Source organism: Streptomyces sp. NBC_00654, assembly GCF_026341775.1.
Lineage (GTDB): Bacteria > Actinomycetota > Actinomycetes > Streptomycetales > Streptomycetaceae > Streptomyces.
Genome location: NZ_JAPEOB010000003.1, coordinates 410,205 through 424,834 on the forward strand (window position 1 = coordinate 410,205; position 14,630 = coordinate 424,834).

Sequence of the window (14,630 nt, forward strand, 5' to 3'; positions counted from 1 at the left end):
CGTTCGGGGCAGCGCCGGTGACCCGGTGGTCCCACCCCGGTTGAGGCAGGGCATGAAGCCACTCCTCAGCGTCGTCGTCCCGGTCCACAACGTCGAGGACTACCTCGGGGCGTGCCTGCGGTCGGTGGCCGGACAGACCCTCGACGCGATCGAGGTGGTGCTCGTCGATGACGGCTCGACGGATGGCAGCCGCCGGATCGCGGAGGAGTTCGCGGCACGCGACAGCCGCTTCCGCTGCGTCCACCAGCCCAACGCGGGGCTCAGCGCGGCCCGGAACGCCGGGGTCCGCCACACCACTCCCGGCGTCCCGTACCTGGCGTTCGCCGACAGCGACGACATCGTCGTGCACGACGCGTACGAACGGATGCTGGCCTCCCTGGAGTCGACCGGCTCCGACCTGGTGACCGGCAATGTGTGGCGGCTCGACGAGCGGGGGCGGCAGCAGGCCTGGCAGTACCGCTGGCTGACCGGCACCCACCGCCGTACCCACATCACCCGTGATCCGCGCCTGCTCGCGGACCGGGTCGCCTGGAACAAGGTGTTCCGGCGCTCGTTCTGGGACCGGCACGCCTTCGCCTTCCCCGAGGGGAAGCTCTACGAGGACACCCCGGTGATGATCCCGGCGCACCACCTCGCCCGGTCCGCCGACGTCCTGCACGAACACGTCTACTACTGGCGGGTGCGGGAGGGGTCGATCACCCGGCGGCGTACGGACGTCCAGGGCGTACGGGACCGGATCGCCGCGTGCGAGCAGGTCAGCGCGTTCCTCGCAGGCCGGGACCCGGCGCAGCGGCGGGCGTACGACACGTCCTGTCTGCGCGACGACTTCGTGTACTTCCTGGACGGGCTGCCGATGGGCGGCACGGCCTACCGTTCGGCGTTCCTGGCGGACGCGGGCGCGTTCCTGGACCGGGCCGGGGACGGTGTCCTGGACGGACTGCCGGTGGAGCTGCGCATCAAGTGGCAGCTGGTACGGGAACGCCGGCTGGACGAGCTGCTGGCCGTCCTCGCCTTCGAGCGGACCAACGGCGCGGGAACGTTCGCGGTCGAGGGGCTGCCGGGGCGGCGGCGGGCGGTCTACCCCGGTGTCGACGGGGCGAGCGCCCGGCTGTCCCGTACCGATCTGCCCGCCGTGGCACGGCTGTCGGACGCGTCCTGGGGGCAGGACGGGAAGCTCCGGCTGCGCGGGTACGCGTACATCCGCAACCTCGCGGCGGGGACGGCCCGGCACTCGCTCAAGGTGGGGATGGTGCGTACGGCCGAGGGCCGGCGGCTGCGGACCGTGCCCGTACGGTCCGTCCCGATGCCCGGGGCGACCGTCGACTCGGGGCAGGAGCCGCACTGTTACGACCACTCCGGCTTCGAGATGGTCCTCGACCCGCACCGGCTGGGGCCGGGCGGCTGGCTGGTGGGGATCGTGGTCGCCGGTCATGGCGTGGCCCGCCGCGTGGCCGTGCGCGCCGTGGACGCCGCCGCCGCGCAGCCCCTGGTCCACGACCTGGGCGGGGGACGGCGGGCGGTGCTCGGCTACCTGGGCGGCCGCCTCGTGCTGACCGTGTCGCAGGTGCCCGCGCTGGCCGAGGCTCACGACGGCGACGGAAGCGGAGGGACCCTTGAGGTGACCGGCCGGCTGTACGGGGCGGCCCGCCCGGCCGCCCTGCTGCTGACCCGTGACGGGGCGGCCGAAGGTGCTGGGGCGGAGTGGAGCTGTCCGGTGGTGTGCGGGGACGAAGGGAGCGAGGGGGACGGCGGGGCCGGCGGGGGCGCGGGCCGTGAGGGGGGCGTCGCGGTCTTCTCGGCGCGCGTTCCCCTGGCGGACCTCGCCGCCGTACCGCCCGCCCCGCACCTGGCTCCCATCGAGGTCGAACCGGAATCCGGTGTGCGCTGGCGGGCCCGGCTGGTCATGGCCGACGGGACGCGGGTCCCGCTGGCCGCCGCCCCGGACCTGCCGCCTCCGGCCCTCGCCGACGCGGCGGGCGAGCTGGTGGTGGACGTGAGCGGGCAGCCGTTCGCGGACGGGGCGGAGTGGGCGGAGGACGGCAGGCTGCGCATCACGGGTACGGCGGCGGAGACGGGAACGGCGGCAGCGGCTCCGGCGAGGGCGGGGGCGGAACCCGGGACCGGCGCCGGAACCCAGGACTCCCTCACGCTCCGCCACGAGACCCTGCGCGAGACGGTGACCGTGCCCATGGACCGCCGGGCGGGCCGCTTCACCGCGCTGGTCCCCGGCTCTCTCCCGGAAGGCCGGTGGGCCCTGTACCTCCACGACACCCCGGTCCGTGTCCTGGCCTCCCTCGCCGCCCGCCTCCCCGTCCGGAACGACAAGCGGAACGAGAACCGGAACGAGAGCCGGAGCGAGAAGGTGACCGAGAGCAGGAACGAGAACCGGCACGCCGAGCCGGTGCTCGACCGGCGGCACGGCGACCGGCTGACCGTGTACATCGGCCCGTTCCTCGCCCCCGCCGAGCGGGGCGCGTACCGCCAGCGCCGTCTGCGCACCACGCACTACCGGGACCGGCGCACGCTCCCGCTCCGCGACGCCGTCCTCTACGCGGGCGGGGACTCCCCCCGGGCCGTCCACGCCGAGCTGGTACGCCGCGGCACCGACACCGAGCACCTCTACGTCACCGGCACCGTCCCCGGGCGCGCCGCACCCGTACCGCCCGCCGCGCGCCCGGTCCTCGCGCACAGCGCCGACTGGTACGAGGCACTGGCGCGGGCCCGGCGGATCGTCACCGACGGACAGCTGCCGGTCTGGTTCGAGCGCCGCCCGGGGCAGACCGTCGTCCAGACCTGGCACGGCACCCCGCTCGGCCGCTTCGGCACCGGTCTGACGGACACCCTGTACGCCGACCATCACGACCTCGCCACTCTGCCGCACCGCTCGTCCCAGTGGTCCGTGCTGGTCTCCCCCAGCCGTTTCGCCACGCCCCTGCTGCGCCGCTCACTGGCGTACGGGGGCGAGGTGCTGGAGGCCGGCTCACCCGCGAACGACCTGCTCTTCTCGCCCGACCGCGACAAGACCGCCGAGCGGGTCAGGCGCGGCCTCGGTATCCCGGACGGACACCGCGTGGTGCTGTACGCGCCGACGTACCGCGACCAGCTGGCCCATGCGCCGGGCGCACTCCCCGCACACTCCTCCGCCCTGTACCGCTGGGACCCGGCGCTGGACACGCACGCCCTGGCGCGGTCGCTCGGCTCCGGCCACACGGTGCTGGTCCGCAGGCACCCCCGGGTGACCGGCGGCCCGCCGGAGGGGCCCGCCGTGCGCGACGTCTCCGGACACCCGGACACCGCCGAGCTGCTGCTGATCACCGATGTCCTGGTCACCGACTACACGGGCCTGGTGTTCGACTTCGCGCACACCGGCCGCCCGATGCTCTTCCACACCTACGACCTGGAGCACTACCGCGACACCGTGCGCGGCTTCTGTCTGGACTTCGAGACCAGGGCCCCGGGTCCGCTGCTCGTCACCACACTGGAGGTCGCCCTGGCGCTGCGGGACACCGGGGCGCTCACGGCCCGGCACGCGGACGCGTACGAGAGCTTCCGGCGCGACTACTGCGACCTGGACGACGGCGGGGCGGCGGGCCGGGTCGCGGACCGGCTGCTCACCGACGGCGACTGACGGCGGCTGACGGGAACTGATGGCAGCTGACAGGGACTGACGGCAGCGACGCCCCACGAGGACCCGCGCCGATCAGGGCCCGGTGCGGATCAGAGGCCCCATACCGATCAGGGGTCCGTGCCGATCAGGGGTTCCTGAGCGCGGCGACCGCCGACGCGGCCAGATCGTCCAGGTACCCCTTGGGCAGATCACCGCGGACCACGGCCAGCCGCCAGTAGAGCGGGCCGACGATCAGGTCGAGGGCCCGGCCCGGATCACTGCCCTCCGGCAGTTCGCCGCGGGCCACCGCCGCCCGGACGACGACCGCGGCGACGCCCTGCTGCGGGTCGAGCAGGGCGGCCTTGATCGTGTCCGAGATCTCCGGATTGCGGGCCGCCTCGACGAGCAGGTCCGGGATCACCTGCGAGGCGACGGGGTGGCGCAGCGCGTACGCCGCCAGTTCGAGCACGGCTCGCACATCCCCGTACAGCGAACCGGTGGCCGGGGCCGGCATGCCCTGGGCCGCGACTGCCGAGACCAGGTCCAGGACGAGGTGGAGCTTGGACTTCCAGCGGCGGTAGACGGCGGTCTTGCCGACGCCCGCACGCCGCGCGATGCCCTCGATGGACATCCGGGCGAATCCCGAGGCGGCCAGTTCCTCGAAGACGGCGGCGCGGATGGCGTCGGTCACGTCCTCTCGCAGCACGGCGGCGCCTGCCGGGGCGCGGCGGCGGGATCCCCGTTCAGTGGTCATGGCCGAATGATAGTCCGTAACGACGAAACGGTTGCGTTGCGACGTCGGAGCGCCCTACTCTCAGCGTGACGACGATACGGTTCCGTCCCGTCGACCGCGACGTGTCGTCCCGACCACTTCCCAGCACCGCCGTCCGATGTTCCTCCGGACGTTTCACCCCCCTCCGTCGAAAGCGATCGTGGTGAGCCAGACAGCAGCTCCACCGCCCCCGGTGGACACCGCACCCGCACCCACCGCACCCACCTCCCCCCAGCCGCCCGTCTACGCCCCGGGCGAACTGGCCGCGCTCGCCGCCCGGCACGGGCTGACCGTCAGCGGGGCCCGGCCGTCGCTGGGCGCGTACATCCGGCAGCTCTGGGGGCGCCGGCACTTCATCACGGCGTTCGCCACCGCCAAGCTGACCGCGCAGTACAGCCAGGCGAAACTCGGCCAGATCTGGCAGATCATGACCCCGCTGCTGAACGCGACGGTCTACTACTTCATCTTCGGCGTCCTGATGAACACGAAGCACGGCGTCGCCGACTTCGTCCCGTTCCTGGTCACCGGCGTCTTCATCTGGACCTTCACCAGCAGCTCGATCACGGCGGGCACCCGGGCCATCAGCGGCAACATCGGCCTGGTCCGGGCCCTGCACTTCCCGCGTGCCTCGCTGCCCGTGGCGCTGGCCCTGCAACAGCTGCAGCAGCTGCTCTTCTCGATGGGCGCGCTGTTCCTGATCCTGCTCGTCTTCGGGCAGTACCCGCGGCCGTCCTGGCTGCTGGCGGTCCCCGCGCTGATGCTGCAGGCCGTGTTCAACACCGGCGTGTCGATGGCCGTGGCGCGGCTCACCGCCAAGACCCCGGACATCGCGCAGCTGACGCCGTTCGTGCTGCGTACGTGGATGTACTCCTCGGGCGTCATGTGGAGCCTGGACAGCCTGCTCAAGGGCGACCGGGTCCCGCACTTCGTGATGGTGGCGCTGGAGTACAACCCGGCGGCCGTCTACATCGACCTGATGCGCTACGCGCTCATCGACAGCTTCGCCCGGGACCAGCTGCCCCCGCACGTCTGGGCGGTCGCGGCGGGCTGGGCGCTCCTGTGCGGAGTGGCCGGATTCGTGTACTTCTGGCAGGCGGAGGAGCAGTACGGACGTGGCTGAGACACCCGGCGCGACCAGCGCACCCGAAGCACCCGGCACGGGCCCCGGCCCGACCGGCGCACCCGGAACCCCCGGCGCACCCGACACCCGGATCCCCACCGTCGTCGTCGACGGGGTCCACATCACCTACAAGGTCCACGGGGCCCGTAAGGGGCGGGGCAGCGCGACCTCCGCCCTGAGCCGGCTCACCTCGCGCCGGCAGAGCCCCGGCGTACGCGAGGTGCACGCCGTGAGGGGGGTCAGCTTCGCCGCGTACAAGGGTGAGGCCATCGGCCTGATCGGATCCAACGGATCGGGGAAGTCGACGCTCCTGAAGGCCATCGCGGGGCTGCTGCCGCCGACCGAGGGCCACGTCCACACCCAGGGGCAGCCGTCGCTGCTCGGCGTGAACGCCGCGCTGATGAGCGATCTGACCGGCGAGCGCAATGTCGTGCTCGGCGGGCTCGCGATGGGCATGACGCGCCGGCAGATCCGCGAGCGCTACGACCAGATCGTGGACTTCTCCGGCATCAACGAGAAGGGCGACTTCATCACCCTGCCGATGCGGACGTACTCCTCGGGCATGGGGGCCCGCCTGCGGTTCTCCATCGCCGCCGCCAAGAGCCACGACGTGCTGCTGATCGATGAGGCACTGTCCACGGGCGACGCGAGATTCCGGCGCCGCAGCAAGGACCGGATCATGGAGCTCCGCAAGGAGGCCGGCACGGTCTTCCTGGTCAGCCACAGCAACAAGTCGATCACCGAGACCTGCGACCGGGCGCTCTGGCTGGAAGCGGGAACGCTGCGCATGGACGGTCCGGCGAAGCAGGTGGTGGCCGCCTACGAGCAGTTCACCAAGAAGAAGTAACCGGGCCCGTACGGCGGTCGGGGACGAGCCGGTACCCGCACTCGTCCCCGACCGCCTACGGCATCGGCCCTACGCGTGCGTACGCAGCAGCGTCCGCATGGTCCGCATCGCCACGGACAGGTTCGCCAGGTCGAACGCATCCGAGCTCTGGATCTCCTCCAGCGTGGCCCGCGAACGGGTCAGGATCGCCGCGTTCTTCTCCTCCCACGCCCTGAACCGCTCCTCGGGCGTCGAGGTCCCGTTGCCCACGCCCAGCACGTCGGCCGTCAGCGCGGCGTGCGCGGCGTACAGGTCCTCGCGGATGGAGGCACGGGCCATGGACTGCCAGCGGTCCGCCCGCGGCAGTTCGATGATCCGGTCCATCAGCTGGGTGATCCGCAGCCGGTCGGCGAGGTCGTAGTACACCTCGGCGACGGCCAGCGGGGCCTTGCCCGTCCGGTCCGCGATCGCCACGATGTCCAGCGCCGGGAAGGCGGAGGAGAACCCGGCGACCCGGGTCGCCAGCTCGTCCGGGACCCCCACCGAGGTGAGTTCGTCCAGGATCGACCGGTACCAGTCGAGGTCGGCGCCCATGAGCAGCTTGGGCAGCTCGTTCCAGACCTGCTCGACCCCGTCGCTGAAGAAGGCGATGGTCTCCGCGATCTGGACCGGCTGCGGCCGGTTGCCCAGGAGCCAGCGCGAACCGCGCTCGACCAGCCGGCGCGAGTGGAGCCGGATACGGGTCTGGACATCGGCCGCGACCTGGTTGTCGAGCGACTCCACGGCGTCCCACACCTGGGCCAGGCCGAAGATCTCCCGGGCGGCCGCCTGCGCCCGCACGATCTCCTCGATCGAGGCGCCGGTCTCCTCCCGCAGCCGGTGCAGGAAGGTCGAGCCACCGGTGTTCACGGTGTCGTTGACCAGGACGGTCGTGATGATCTCGCGCCGCAGGGCGTGCCCGTCCACCGCCTCGGGGAAGCGCTCGTGCAGCCGCTCCGGGAAGTACGCGTGCAGGAGCTTCTGCAGATGCGGGTCGTCCGGCAGGCTGGTGGAGATCAGCTCGTCGGCGGCCGTGATCTTGGTGTACGCGAGCAGGACGGCCAGCTCGGGCTGGCTCAGCCCCTTGCCACCGCTGAGGAGCTCGCGGATCTGCCGGTCGTTCGGCAGGAACTCCAGCGCCCGGTCCAGGTGTCCGTCGCGGCCCAGCCGGCGCATGAAGCGCTGGTGGGCGTGGAGCAGGGACGGGGACTGGGCGGTGGCGTTGGCGAGCGCGGTGTTCTGCGCGTAGTTGTTGCGCAGCACCAGCCCGCCGACCTCGTCGGTCATCTCGGCGAGCAGCTTGTTGCGCTGCTTGACGGTCATGTCGCCGTCCCGGACCAGACCGTTGAGCAGGATCTTGATGTTCACCTCGTGGTCGGAGGTGTCCACACCGGCGCTGTTGTCGATCGCGTCGGTGTTGATCCGGCCGCCGGTGCGGGCGAACTCGATCCGGCCGAGCTGGGTGGCCCCGAGGTTGCCGCCCTCGCCGACGACCTTGGCGCGCAGGTCCTCGCCGTTGACCCGGATCGCGTCGTTGGCCTTGTCGCCGACGTCGGTGTTCGACTCCGACGACGCCTTGATGTACGTGCCGATGCCGCCGTTCCACACGAGGTCGACGGGGGCCTTGAGGATGGTCTGCATCAGCTCGGCGGGCGTCATCTTGGCGATGCCCGCGTCGATGCCGAGCGCCTCGCGGATGTGCGCGTTGAGCGGGATCGCCTTCGCGGTACGGGGGTGGACGCCGCCGCCCGCGGAGAGCAGGTCCGTGCTGTAGTCGGCCCAGGAGCTGCGCGGCAGGTCGAACAGCCTGCGCCGCTCCGCGTACGAGGTGGCGGCGTCCGGCTTCGGGTCGAGGAAGATGTGCCGGTGGTCGAAGGCCGCGACCAGCCTGATGTGCTCGGAGAGCAGCATGCCGTTGCCGAAGACGTCACCGGACATGTCGCCGACGCCGACGACGGTGAAGTCCTCGGTCTGGGTGTCGTGGCCCAGCTCGCGGAAGTGGCGCTTGACGGACTCCCAGGCACCGCGGGCCGTGATGCCCATGCCCTTGTGGTCGTAGCCGACGGAGCCGCCGGAGGCGAAGGCGTCGCCGAGCCAGAAGCCGTAGGCGACGGCGATCTCGTTGGCGATGTCGGAGAAGCTCGCCGTGCCCTTGTCGGCGGCGACGACGAGGTAGGTGTCCGCCTCGTCGTGGCGGACGACGTCGACGGGCGGCACGACCTCTCCGGCCACCATGTTGTCGGTGATGTCGAGCAGTGCCGAGATGAACGTCCGGTACGAGGCGATGCCCTCGGCCAGCCAGGCGTCACGGTCGAGCGCCGGGTCCGGGAGCTGCTTGGCGACGAAGCCGCCCTTGGCGCCGACCGGCACGATGACGGTGTTCTTCACCATCTGCGCCTTGACCAGGCCGAGGATCTCCGTACGGAAGTCCTCGCGCCGGTCCGACCAGCGCAGCCCGCCGCGGGCGACCTTGCCGAAGCGCAGGTGGACGCCCTCGACGCGCGGCGAGTACACCCAGATCTCGAACGCCGGACGGGGCGCGGGCAGGTCCGGGATGACCTGCGGGTCGAACTTCATCGAGACGTAGGCGTGCGGCTTGCCGCTCTCCGCCTTCTGGAAGAAGTTGGTGCGCAGGGTCGCCTTGATCACGGTGAGGAAGGACCGCAGGATCCGGTCCTCGTCGAGCGAGGCGACCTGGTCCAGGGCCCCTTCGAGCTCTTCGAGGAGCCCGTCGGTCAGCTCCGTACCCGCTCGCTGGCGCTCGGGGGACATCCGGGCCTCGAAGAGGGAGACCAGCAGCCGGGTGGTGTGGACGTTGGTACGGAGAGTGCTCTCCATGTAGTCCTGGCTGAAGGTCGATCCGGCCTGGCGCAGGTACTTCGCGTAGGCGCGCAGCACCATCGCCTGCCGCCAGTTCAGCCCGGCGCCGAGCACGAGGGCGTTGAAGCCGTCGTTCTCGGCCTCGCCCTTCCACACGGCGGCGAAGGCGTCCTGGAACCGGTCGCGGGCGTCGTCCGCCAGATAGCCGCCGTTGCCCGTGGGCACCGGCATCCGCAGCCCGAAGTCATAGACCCAGGCGTGCGTGCGGTCGGCGCAGCGCAGCTCGTAGGGCCGCTCGTCGACAACCTCGACACCGAGCTGCTGAAGGGCCGGGAGGACGGCGGACAGGGACACCTGCTCGCCGGTCCGGTAGATCTTGAAGCGGCGCTCGCCGGGGCCGGCGCCGACGGGCTCGTACAGGCTGAGGGCGAAGTCCTTCTCGTCCTGCTTGAGCGCTTCGAGGTGGACCAGGTCGGCCACGGCGGCGCGCGGCGAGTGGTCGGCCTTGTAGCCCTCGGGGAACGAGTGCCCGTACTGGCGCAGCAGCTCGGCGGCACGCTCCTCGCCGCATTCGGCGTTCAGCGCCTCCTGGAAGCCGTCGGCCCAGGAGCGGGCGGCCTCGACGAGCCGGCCCTCGATGCGGTCGGCGTCGGCGTCGGTGAGGTGCGGCAGCTCGGTGCCCGGGGGCACCCGGATGACGAAGTGGAGCCGGGAGAGGATCGACTCGGTGTTCCAGGCGGTGAAGTCGACGCTGGTGCCGCCCAGCTCCTCCTTGAGGATGTCGATCAGCCGGAGCCGTACACCGGTGGTGTAGCGGTCGCGCGGCAGGTAGACGATCGCGGAGTAGTAGCGGCCGTACTCGTCCTGGCGCAGGTACAGCCGCAGCCTGCGGCGTTCCTGGAGGTAGAGCACGGACGTGACGACGGAGCGGAGCTGGTCGACGGGCGTCTGGAAGAGCTCGTCGCGCGGGTAGGTCTCCAGGATCTGGAGCAGGTCGCGGCCGTCGTGGCTGTTGTACGTGAAGCCCGCGCCCTCCAGCACCTCGGCGACCTTGCGGCGGATGACGGGCACCCGGCGCACGGACTCGGTGTAGGCGGCGGACGAGAACAGCCCGAGGAAGCGGCGCTCGCCGATGACGTTGCCCTCGGCGTCGAACTTCTTCACCCCGACGTAGTCGAGGTAGCTGGGGCGGTGCACGGTCGCCCGGCTGTTGGCCTTCGTCAGGACGAGGAGCTTGTGCTCACGGGCCTTGGCGCGGGCGTCGGCGGGCAGCCGGTCGAAGGACGGGCTGACGGGGTGCGCCTCGTCCTCGGTGTGCTGCGGGTCGGAGCGCAGGATGCCGAGGCCGGTGCCGGGCACGGCGGCCAGCGCGTCGGTGTCCCTGAGCTCGTACTCGCGGTAGCCGAGGAAGGTGAAGTGGTCGGCGGCCAGCCAGCGCAGCAGCTCGCGGGCCTCGTCGACCTCGTCGTCGGCCAGGTCGTCCAGCGGCTCGCCGGGAAGGTCGTCGGCGATCCGCAGGGCGGCGTCGCGCATCTTCTCCCAGTCCTCGACGGTCTCCCGTACGTCGGACAGGACACGCAGCAGATCGGCGGTGATCTGCTTCAGGTCGGCGCGGTCGGTCTCGCGGTCGATCTCGACGTGGATCCAGGACTCGACGAGCGCGTCGTGCGGCAGCTCCGCCTTGGCGTCCTTGGCCCCCTTGGCGTTCTTGCGGCCCTGGGGGTTCGTCGCGACACCGCGGCCCTCGGTGAGGACCTCGATGAGCTTGCCGGTGACGTCACGGCGGACGATGACCTGCGGGTGGATCACGACATGGATGCCGCGGCCCTGGCGGGACAGCTCATTGGTGACGGAGTCGACCAGGAAGGGCATGTCGTCGGTGACGACCTCGACGACGGAGTGGCTGGAGGTCCAGCCGTTCTCCTCGACGGTCGGGGTGTGCACCCGGACGTTCGCCGTGCCCTGGGGGCGATTCTCGGCCAGCCGGTAGTGGGAGGACGCGGCGCCGAAGACATCGACCGGGTCCCGGCCGCTGATGTCCTCCGGAGCGGTGTGGAGGTAGTAGCGCTGGAGATAGGAGAGCAGCATGTCCTGGGCCGGGCGCTCGCCCTGGCCGGCCTCGTCCCCGGTGCCGGCCGCGGCGGCGGCGCGCACCCTTGGGGTACTCCCCGGCCCACCGGCACCACCACCCGGGCTGTTGTCAGCTACCTCGGCGGCCCGTGCGAGCAGCTCGGCCTTGGCTTCGTCCAGCTTGGTCTGCATGTCCTCTGGCTCCTGTCGCGCGCCGTTGCGTGACGTAGGTGAAAAAGACGGCGTAACGCCACGACGCGGGGTATCCGGTCTGGGACGACGCTATGCCGCTATGAGAGATGTCCGGGACCTTATTGGCCATTTTCGGCAGCGGGTCCGGGCCAGGGGCTGTACAGCGGGTCGCGGCCATGGCCCCGACCCGCGGGCATTCCCCGGGGAGATCGCGGATCGCCCGGGTGCGGTGGCACTCCGGGCGCAGGCCGGGGGCTTCGCTGCCCCCGAGGCGTATCGCGCTGATCACGGGACAAGGCTATCTCCCTCGCACCCACAACCGTCATGGGCTGTATGTGTACAAAAGAAGGCCACGAACTTTGACACTCTGGACAGTGCGTCGCGCGCCCTCTTGGCGAACTCCGCACGGCGGGGCAGGCTGGCGGGCCGTACGACACCGCCCCTTCCGGTCCTCCGACGCCTGGGAGCCCCGCCATGGCACAGAAGATCCTGCTCGTCACCGGTGACGCCGCCGAGTCCCTGGAAGTCCTGTATCCGTACCAGCGGCTGCGCGAGGAGGGGTACGAGGTCGACATCGCGGCCCCCGAGCGCAAGACGCTGCGTTTCGTGGTCCATGACTTCGAGCCGGGTTTCGACACCTACACGGAGAAGCCGGGCTACACCTGGCCGGCCGACCTGGCCTTCTCCGAGGTCGACCCCGGCGCCTACGCCGCTCTGGTGATCCCGGGCGGCCGGGCCCCCGAGTACCTGCGCAACAACGCCGAGCTGCGCAAGATCGTCAGCGCGTTCCTCGACGGCGACCGGCCGGTGGCCCAGATCTGCCACGGCCCGCTCATCACGGCCGCGACGGGCGGCCTCAGCGGCCGCAGGGTCACCGCGTACCCCGCGCTGGAGCCGGACATGCAGACCGCGGGGGCCACGTTCCAGGACGCGGAGGCGGTCGTGGACGGCACGCTCGTCTCATCCAGGGCGTGGCCGGACCACTCGGCCTGGATGCGCGAGTTCCTGAAGGTGCTCCGCGCGGCATCGGGATCGCCCGACGGCACGTCCGGCGGCTGAGGCCGGGCGGGCCGAGGTGGAGGCGCCGCGCTGCCGGGACCGCACGCCCGCCCGCGGCGCGGCTTCCGCCGCGGCCCGGAAGCCCGCGCCGAGCCCGCGCGAGCCGCCCGGCCCGGCGCTCTCCTCGGCCCGTGCTCTCCCCGGCCCGGCGCGCTCCTCAGCCCGTGAACACCTCGGCCAGCGCCACGGCCTCCGCCAGGCTGTCGACCACCGGCACTCCCGCCGCCTCCAGGCTGCCCCGGCTGTGCGATCCCCCGGTGTAGAGCACCGCACGCGCACCGACATGCGCCGCGGCCACGGCGTCGTCCACCGCGTCCCCGATGACGACCGAGTGCTCGGGGGATATCCCGTCCAGCGCCGCGAAGTGCCGCTCCATGTGCTGCGCCTTGCTGCCGCCGGACGGCCCCGTGCGCCCGTCGACGCGGACGAAGCGGCTCTCGATGCCGTACCCCCGCACCACGGGGACCAGCTGCTCGTGCCCGTACATGCTCAGCAGCGACTGGCTGCGGCCCGCGCCCTGCCACTGGGCGAGCAGCTCCTCGACGCCCTCGGTGAGACCGCAGGCGGGCCGCCGCTCCGCGTAGTAGCGGTGGAAGCTGCCGTCCATCCGCTCCCACTCGGCCCGGGTGGGCAGCCGGCCCAGGAGCCGCTCGTAGAAACGGGGTATCGGGACGCAGTACATCTCGCGGTACTGCGCCAGCGTGATCGGCTCCAGCTCGACCTCGGCGAACGCGGCGTTCGTCGCGTGGATCACGGCCTGGATGTCGTCGAGCAGCGTGCCGTTCCAGTCCCAGACCAGATGCGTACGGTTCTTCCCCGGTGTCCCCATACCGAAAAACGGTACTCGCCGGGTACGACACTCACGCGATGAGGTGAGGAATCTCCTGGATGCCGAACCACAGCAGCTCATGGTCCTCGGCACCGTCCACGGTGAACTGCGCGTCGTCGTCACCGAGGTCAGCCGCCCCCAGCGCCGCCGCGGCGGCCGCCACGTCCTTCTCGGCGTCATCGGCGTCCACATGCACCGCGGCCGCCTTGGCGAGCGCCAGGGCGGAGGGGATCCGCACCTCGCCGAGGGACGACCCGTCCAGGCTGTGATCGGGGTCGGCGACCGCGTGCCCGTCCGGTACGTCGACGGCGACGACGACCCGTCGGCGGGGCTCCTCGGGCTTGCCCGCGATCATCCGGAGCGAGGCGGCGGCGGCCCGGTTGAGCGCCGCGTACTCCAGCTCCTCGATGTCGTCGGAGACGTACCACTCACGCAGTCCGGGGGTCACCGCGTAGGCGGTCAGCGGTCCGGGCCCGACCTCGCCCGCCCGGTGCGCCGCTGCGAGACCGGAAAGGGTCAGGGGGACGTACACGCGCATGGCAGGCCGCTTTCGTAGTCGGAAACGCCTTCAGGATACGTGGACGTCCCCTTTCGGGTTCCGATGAGCGGCCCCGCCCGTCCACCGGTAACAGTGCGTCACCCCCGTCACAGGCCTTGCGGCCCAAGGCATGTGCCACTGATGGGTGAACCCGCCGGGTGCGCGGCGCCGCCGCGGGGGCCCTTGCGGTGCTGCCGACCGTCCCCGTAGAAGGACCCCAACAGAAGTTACTGCCCGGTATTCGTCCGGGCCCGGGTTCACGGGGGCGATGAGCATGAGCACGGACAACAGGCGGCCCACCGGCCGACGCGACCAGCGCAGGCCCGGCCGCGTACCGCCGCAGCGGACCCCGCAACGGCCCCGGCAGCCACCGCGCCCGCACCAGTGGTTCGCGGAACGTCTGCTCGCGGTCCTCAGCGGCCAGCGCCCGGTGCACTGGATGCTCGGCCACACCATCGGCGAGGCCTACGACCAGCTGGCCGAGCTGGCCCCGGACACCCCGCTGAGGGCCGCCCGGGGCAGCCGCCCGGTCGTACGCCGCTGCTACGGCGCCCAGCCCGCGACCGGCGTCGTCGAGGCGTTCGCGAGCATCGCGGCGGGAGACAGGGTCAGGGCCATGGCCTTCCGCCTGGAACAGGGCACCGACCTCCGCTGGCGCTGCGCGGCGGTGGAACTGGACCGGTCGAGCCGGGCCGTCCACTGAGCACGCGCCACGGCCGCGGGCCGCACACCCCGCGCCGGACCCCCGCACCGCGCAC

Annotated in this window: 9 protein-coding genes; 5 read left to right on the top strand and 4 right to left on the bottom strand. The window is 71.9% G+C overall.

Features of this window, described 5'->3' with window-relative positions; all coding sequences use genetic code 11:
* The first annotated feature begins 52 nt into the window (after positions 1 to 52).
* Positions 53 to 3,628 carry a CDP-glycerol glycerophosphotransferase family protein gene (locus OHA98_RS34175; RefSeq protein ID WP_266931562.1) on the top strand — a complete coding sequence of 1,192 codons (3,576 nt, stop codon included), beginning with the start codon at positions 53 to 55 and terminating at the stop codon, positions 3,626 to 3,628.
* Positions 3,629 to 3,752: 124 nt separating this feature from the next.
* On the opposite strand, the gene OHA98_RS34180 is transcribed toward OHA98_RS34175, so the two are convergent.
* Positions 3,753 to 4,361: a TetR/AcrR family transcriptional regulator gene (locus OHA98_RS34180; protein WP_266931563.1), complete on the bottom strand. Its 609-nt coding sequence runs from the start codon at positions 4,359 to 4,361 to the stop codon at positions 3,753 to 3,755.
* A 178-nt stretch (positions 4,362 to 4,539) separates the two neighbouring features.
* On the opposite strand from OHA98_RS34180, the gene OHA98_RS34185 reads away from it, so the two are divergent.
* Positions 4,540 to 5,499, top strand: coding sequence for an ABC transporter permease (locus OHA98_RS34185; protein WP_266931565.1), 960 nt, complete (start codon positions 4,540 to 4,542; stop codon positions 5,497 to 5,499).
* A 91-nt stretch (positions 5,500 to 5,590) separates the two neighbouring features.
* Positions 5,591 to 6,346, top strand: a complete 756-nt coding sequence (locus OHA98_RS34190) for an ABC transporter ATP-binding protein (RefSeq protein ID WP_266932526.1) — start codon at positions 5,591 to 5,593, stop codon at positions 6,344 to 6,346.
* Between the two features lie 69 nt (positions 6,347 to 6,415).
* On the opposite strand, the gene OHA98_RS34195 is transcribed toward OHA98_RS34190, so the two are convergent.
* Positions 6,416 to 11,446 carry an NAD-glutamate dehydrogenase gene (locus OHA98_RS34195; RefSeq protein ID WP_266931567.1) on the bottom strand — a complete coding sequence of 1,677 codons (5,031 nt, stop codon included), beginning with the start codon at positions 11,444 to 11,446 and terminating at the stop codon, positions 6,416 to 6,418.
* Between the two features lie 474 nt (positions 11,447 to 11,920).
* Between OHA98_RS34195 and OHA98_RS34200 the strand changes: the two genes are divergently transcribed.
* Positions 11,921 to 12,505, top strand: a complete 585-nt coding sequence (locus OHA98_RS34200) for a DJ-1/PfpI family protein (protein ID WP_266931569.1) — start codon at positions 11,921 to 11,923, stop codon at positions 12,503 to 12,505.
* Positions 12,506 to 12,662: 157 nt separating this feature from the next.
* Here OHA98_RS34200 and OHA98_RS34205 read toward each other — a convergent pair whose 3' ends face one another.
* Complete coding sequence (locus tag OHA98_RS34205) at positions 12,663 to 13,334, bottom strand: HAD family hydrolase (RefSeq protein ID WP_266931570.1); 672 nt, start codon at positions 13,332 to 13,334, stop codon at positions 12,663 to 12,665.
* A gap of 31 nt (positions 13,335 to 13,365) precedes the next feature.
* The gene (locus OHA98_RS34210) at positions 13,366 to 13,872 is read right to left on the bottom strand and encodes a hypothetical protein (protein WP_266931572.1); all 507 of its coding nucleotides are present in this window, start codon (positions 13,870 to 13,872) and stop codon (positions 13,366 to 13,368) included.
* A gap of 274 nt (positions 13,873 to 14,146) precedes the next feature.
* Between OHA98_RS34210 and OHA98_RS34215 the strand changes: the two genes are divergently transcribed.
* Positions 14,147 to 14,575 carry an Rv3235 family protein gene (locus OHA98_RS34215; RefSeq protein ID WP_266931574.1) on the top strand — a complete coding sequence of 143 codons (429 nt, stop codon included), beginning with the start codon at positions 14,147 to 14,149 and terminating at the stop codon, positions 14,573 to 14,575.
* Positions 14,576 to 14,630 lie beyond the last annotated feature (55 nt).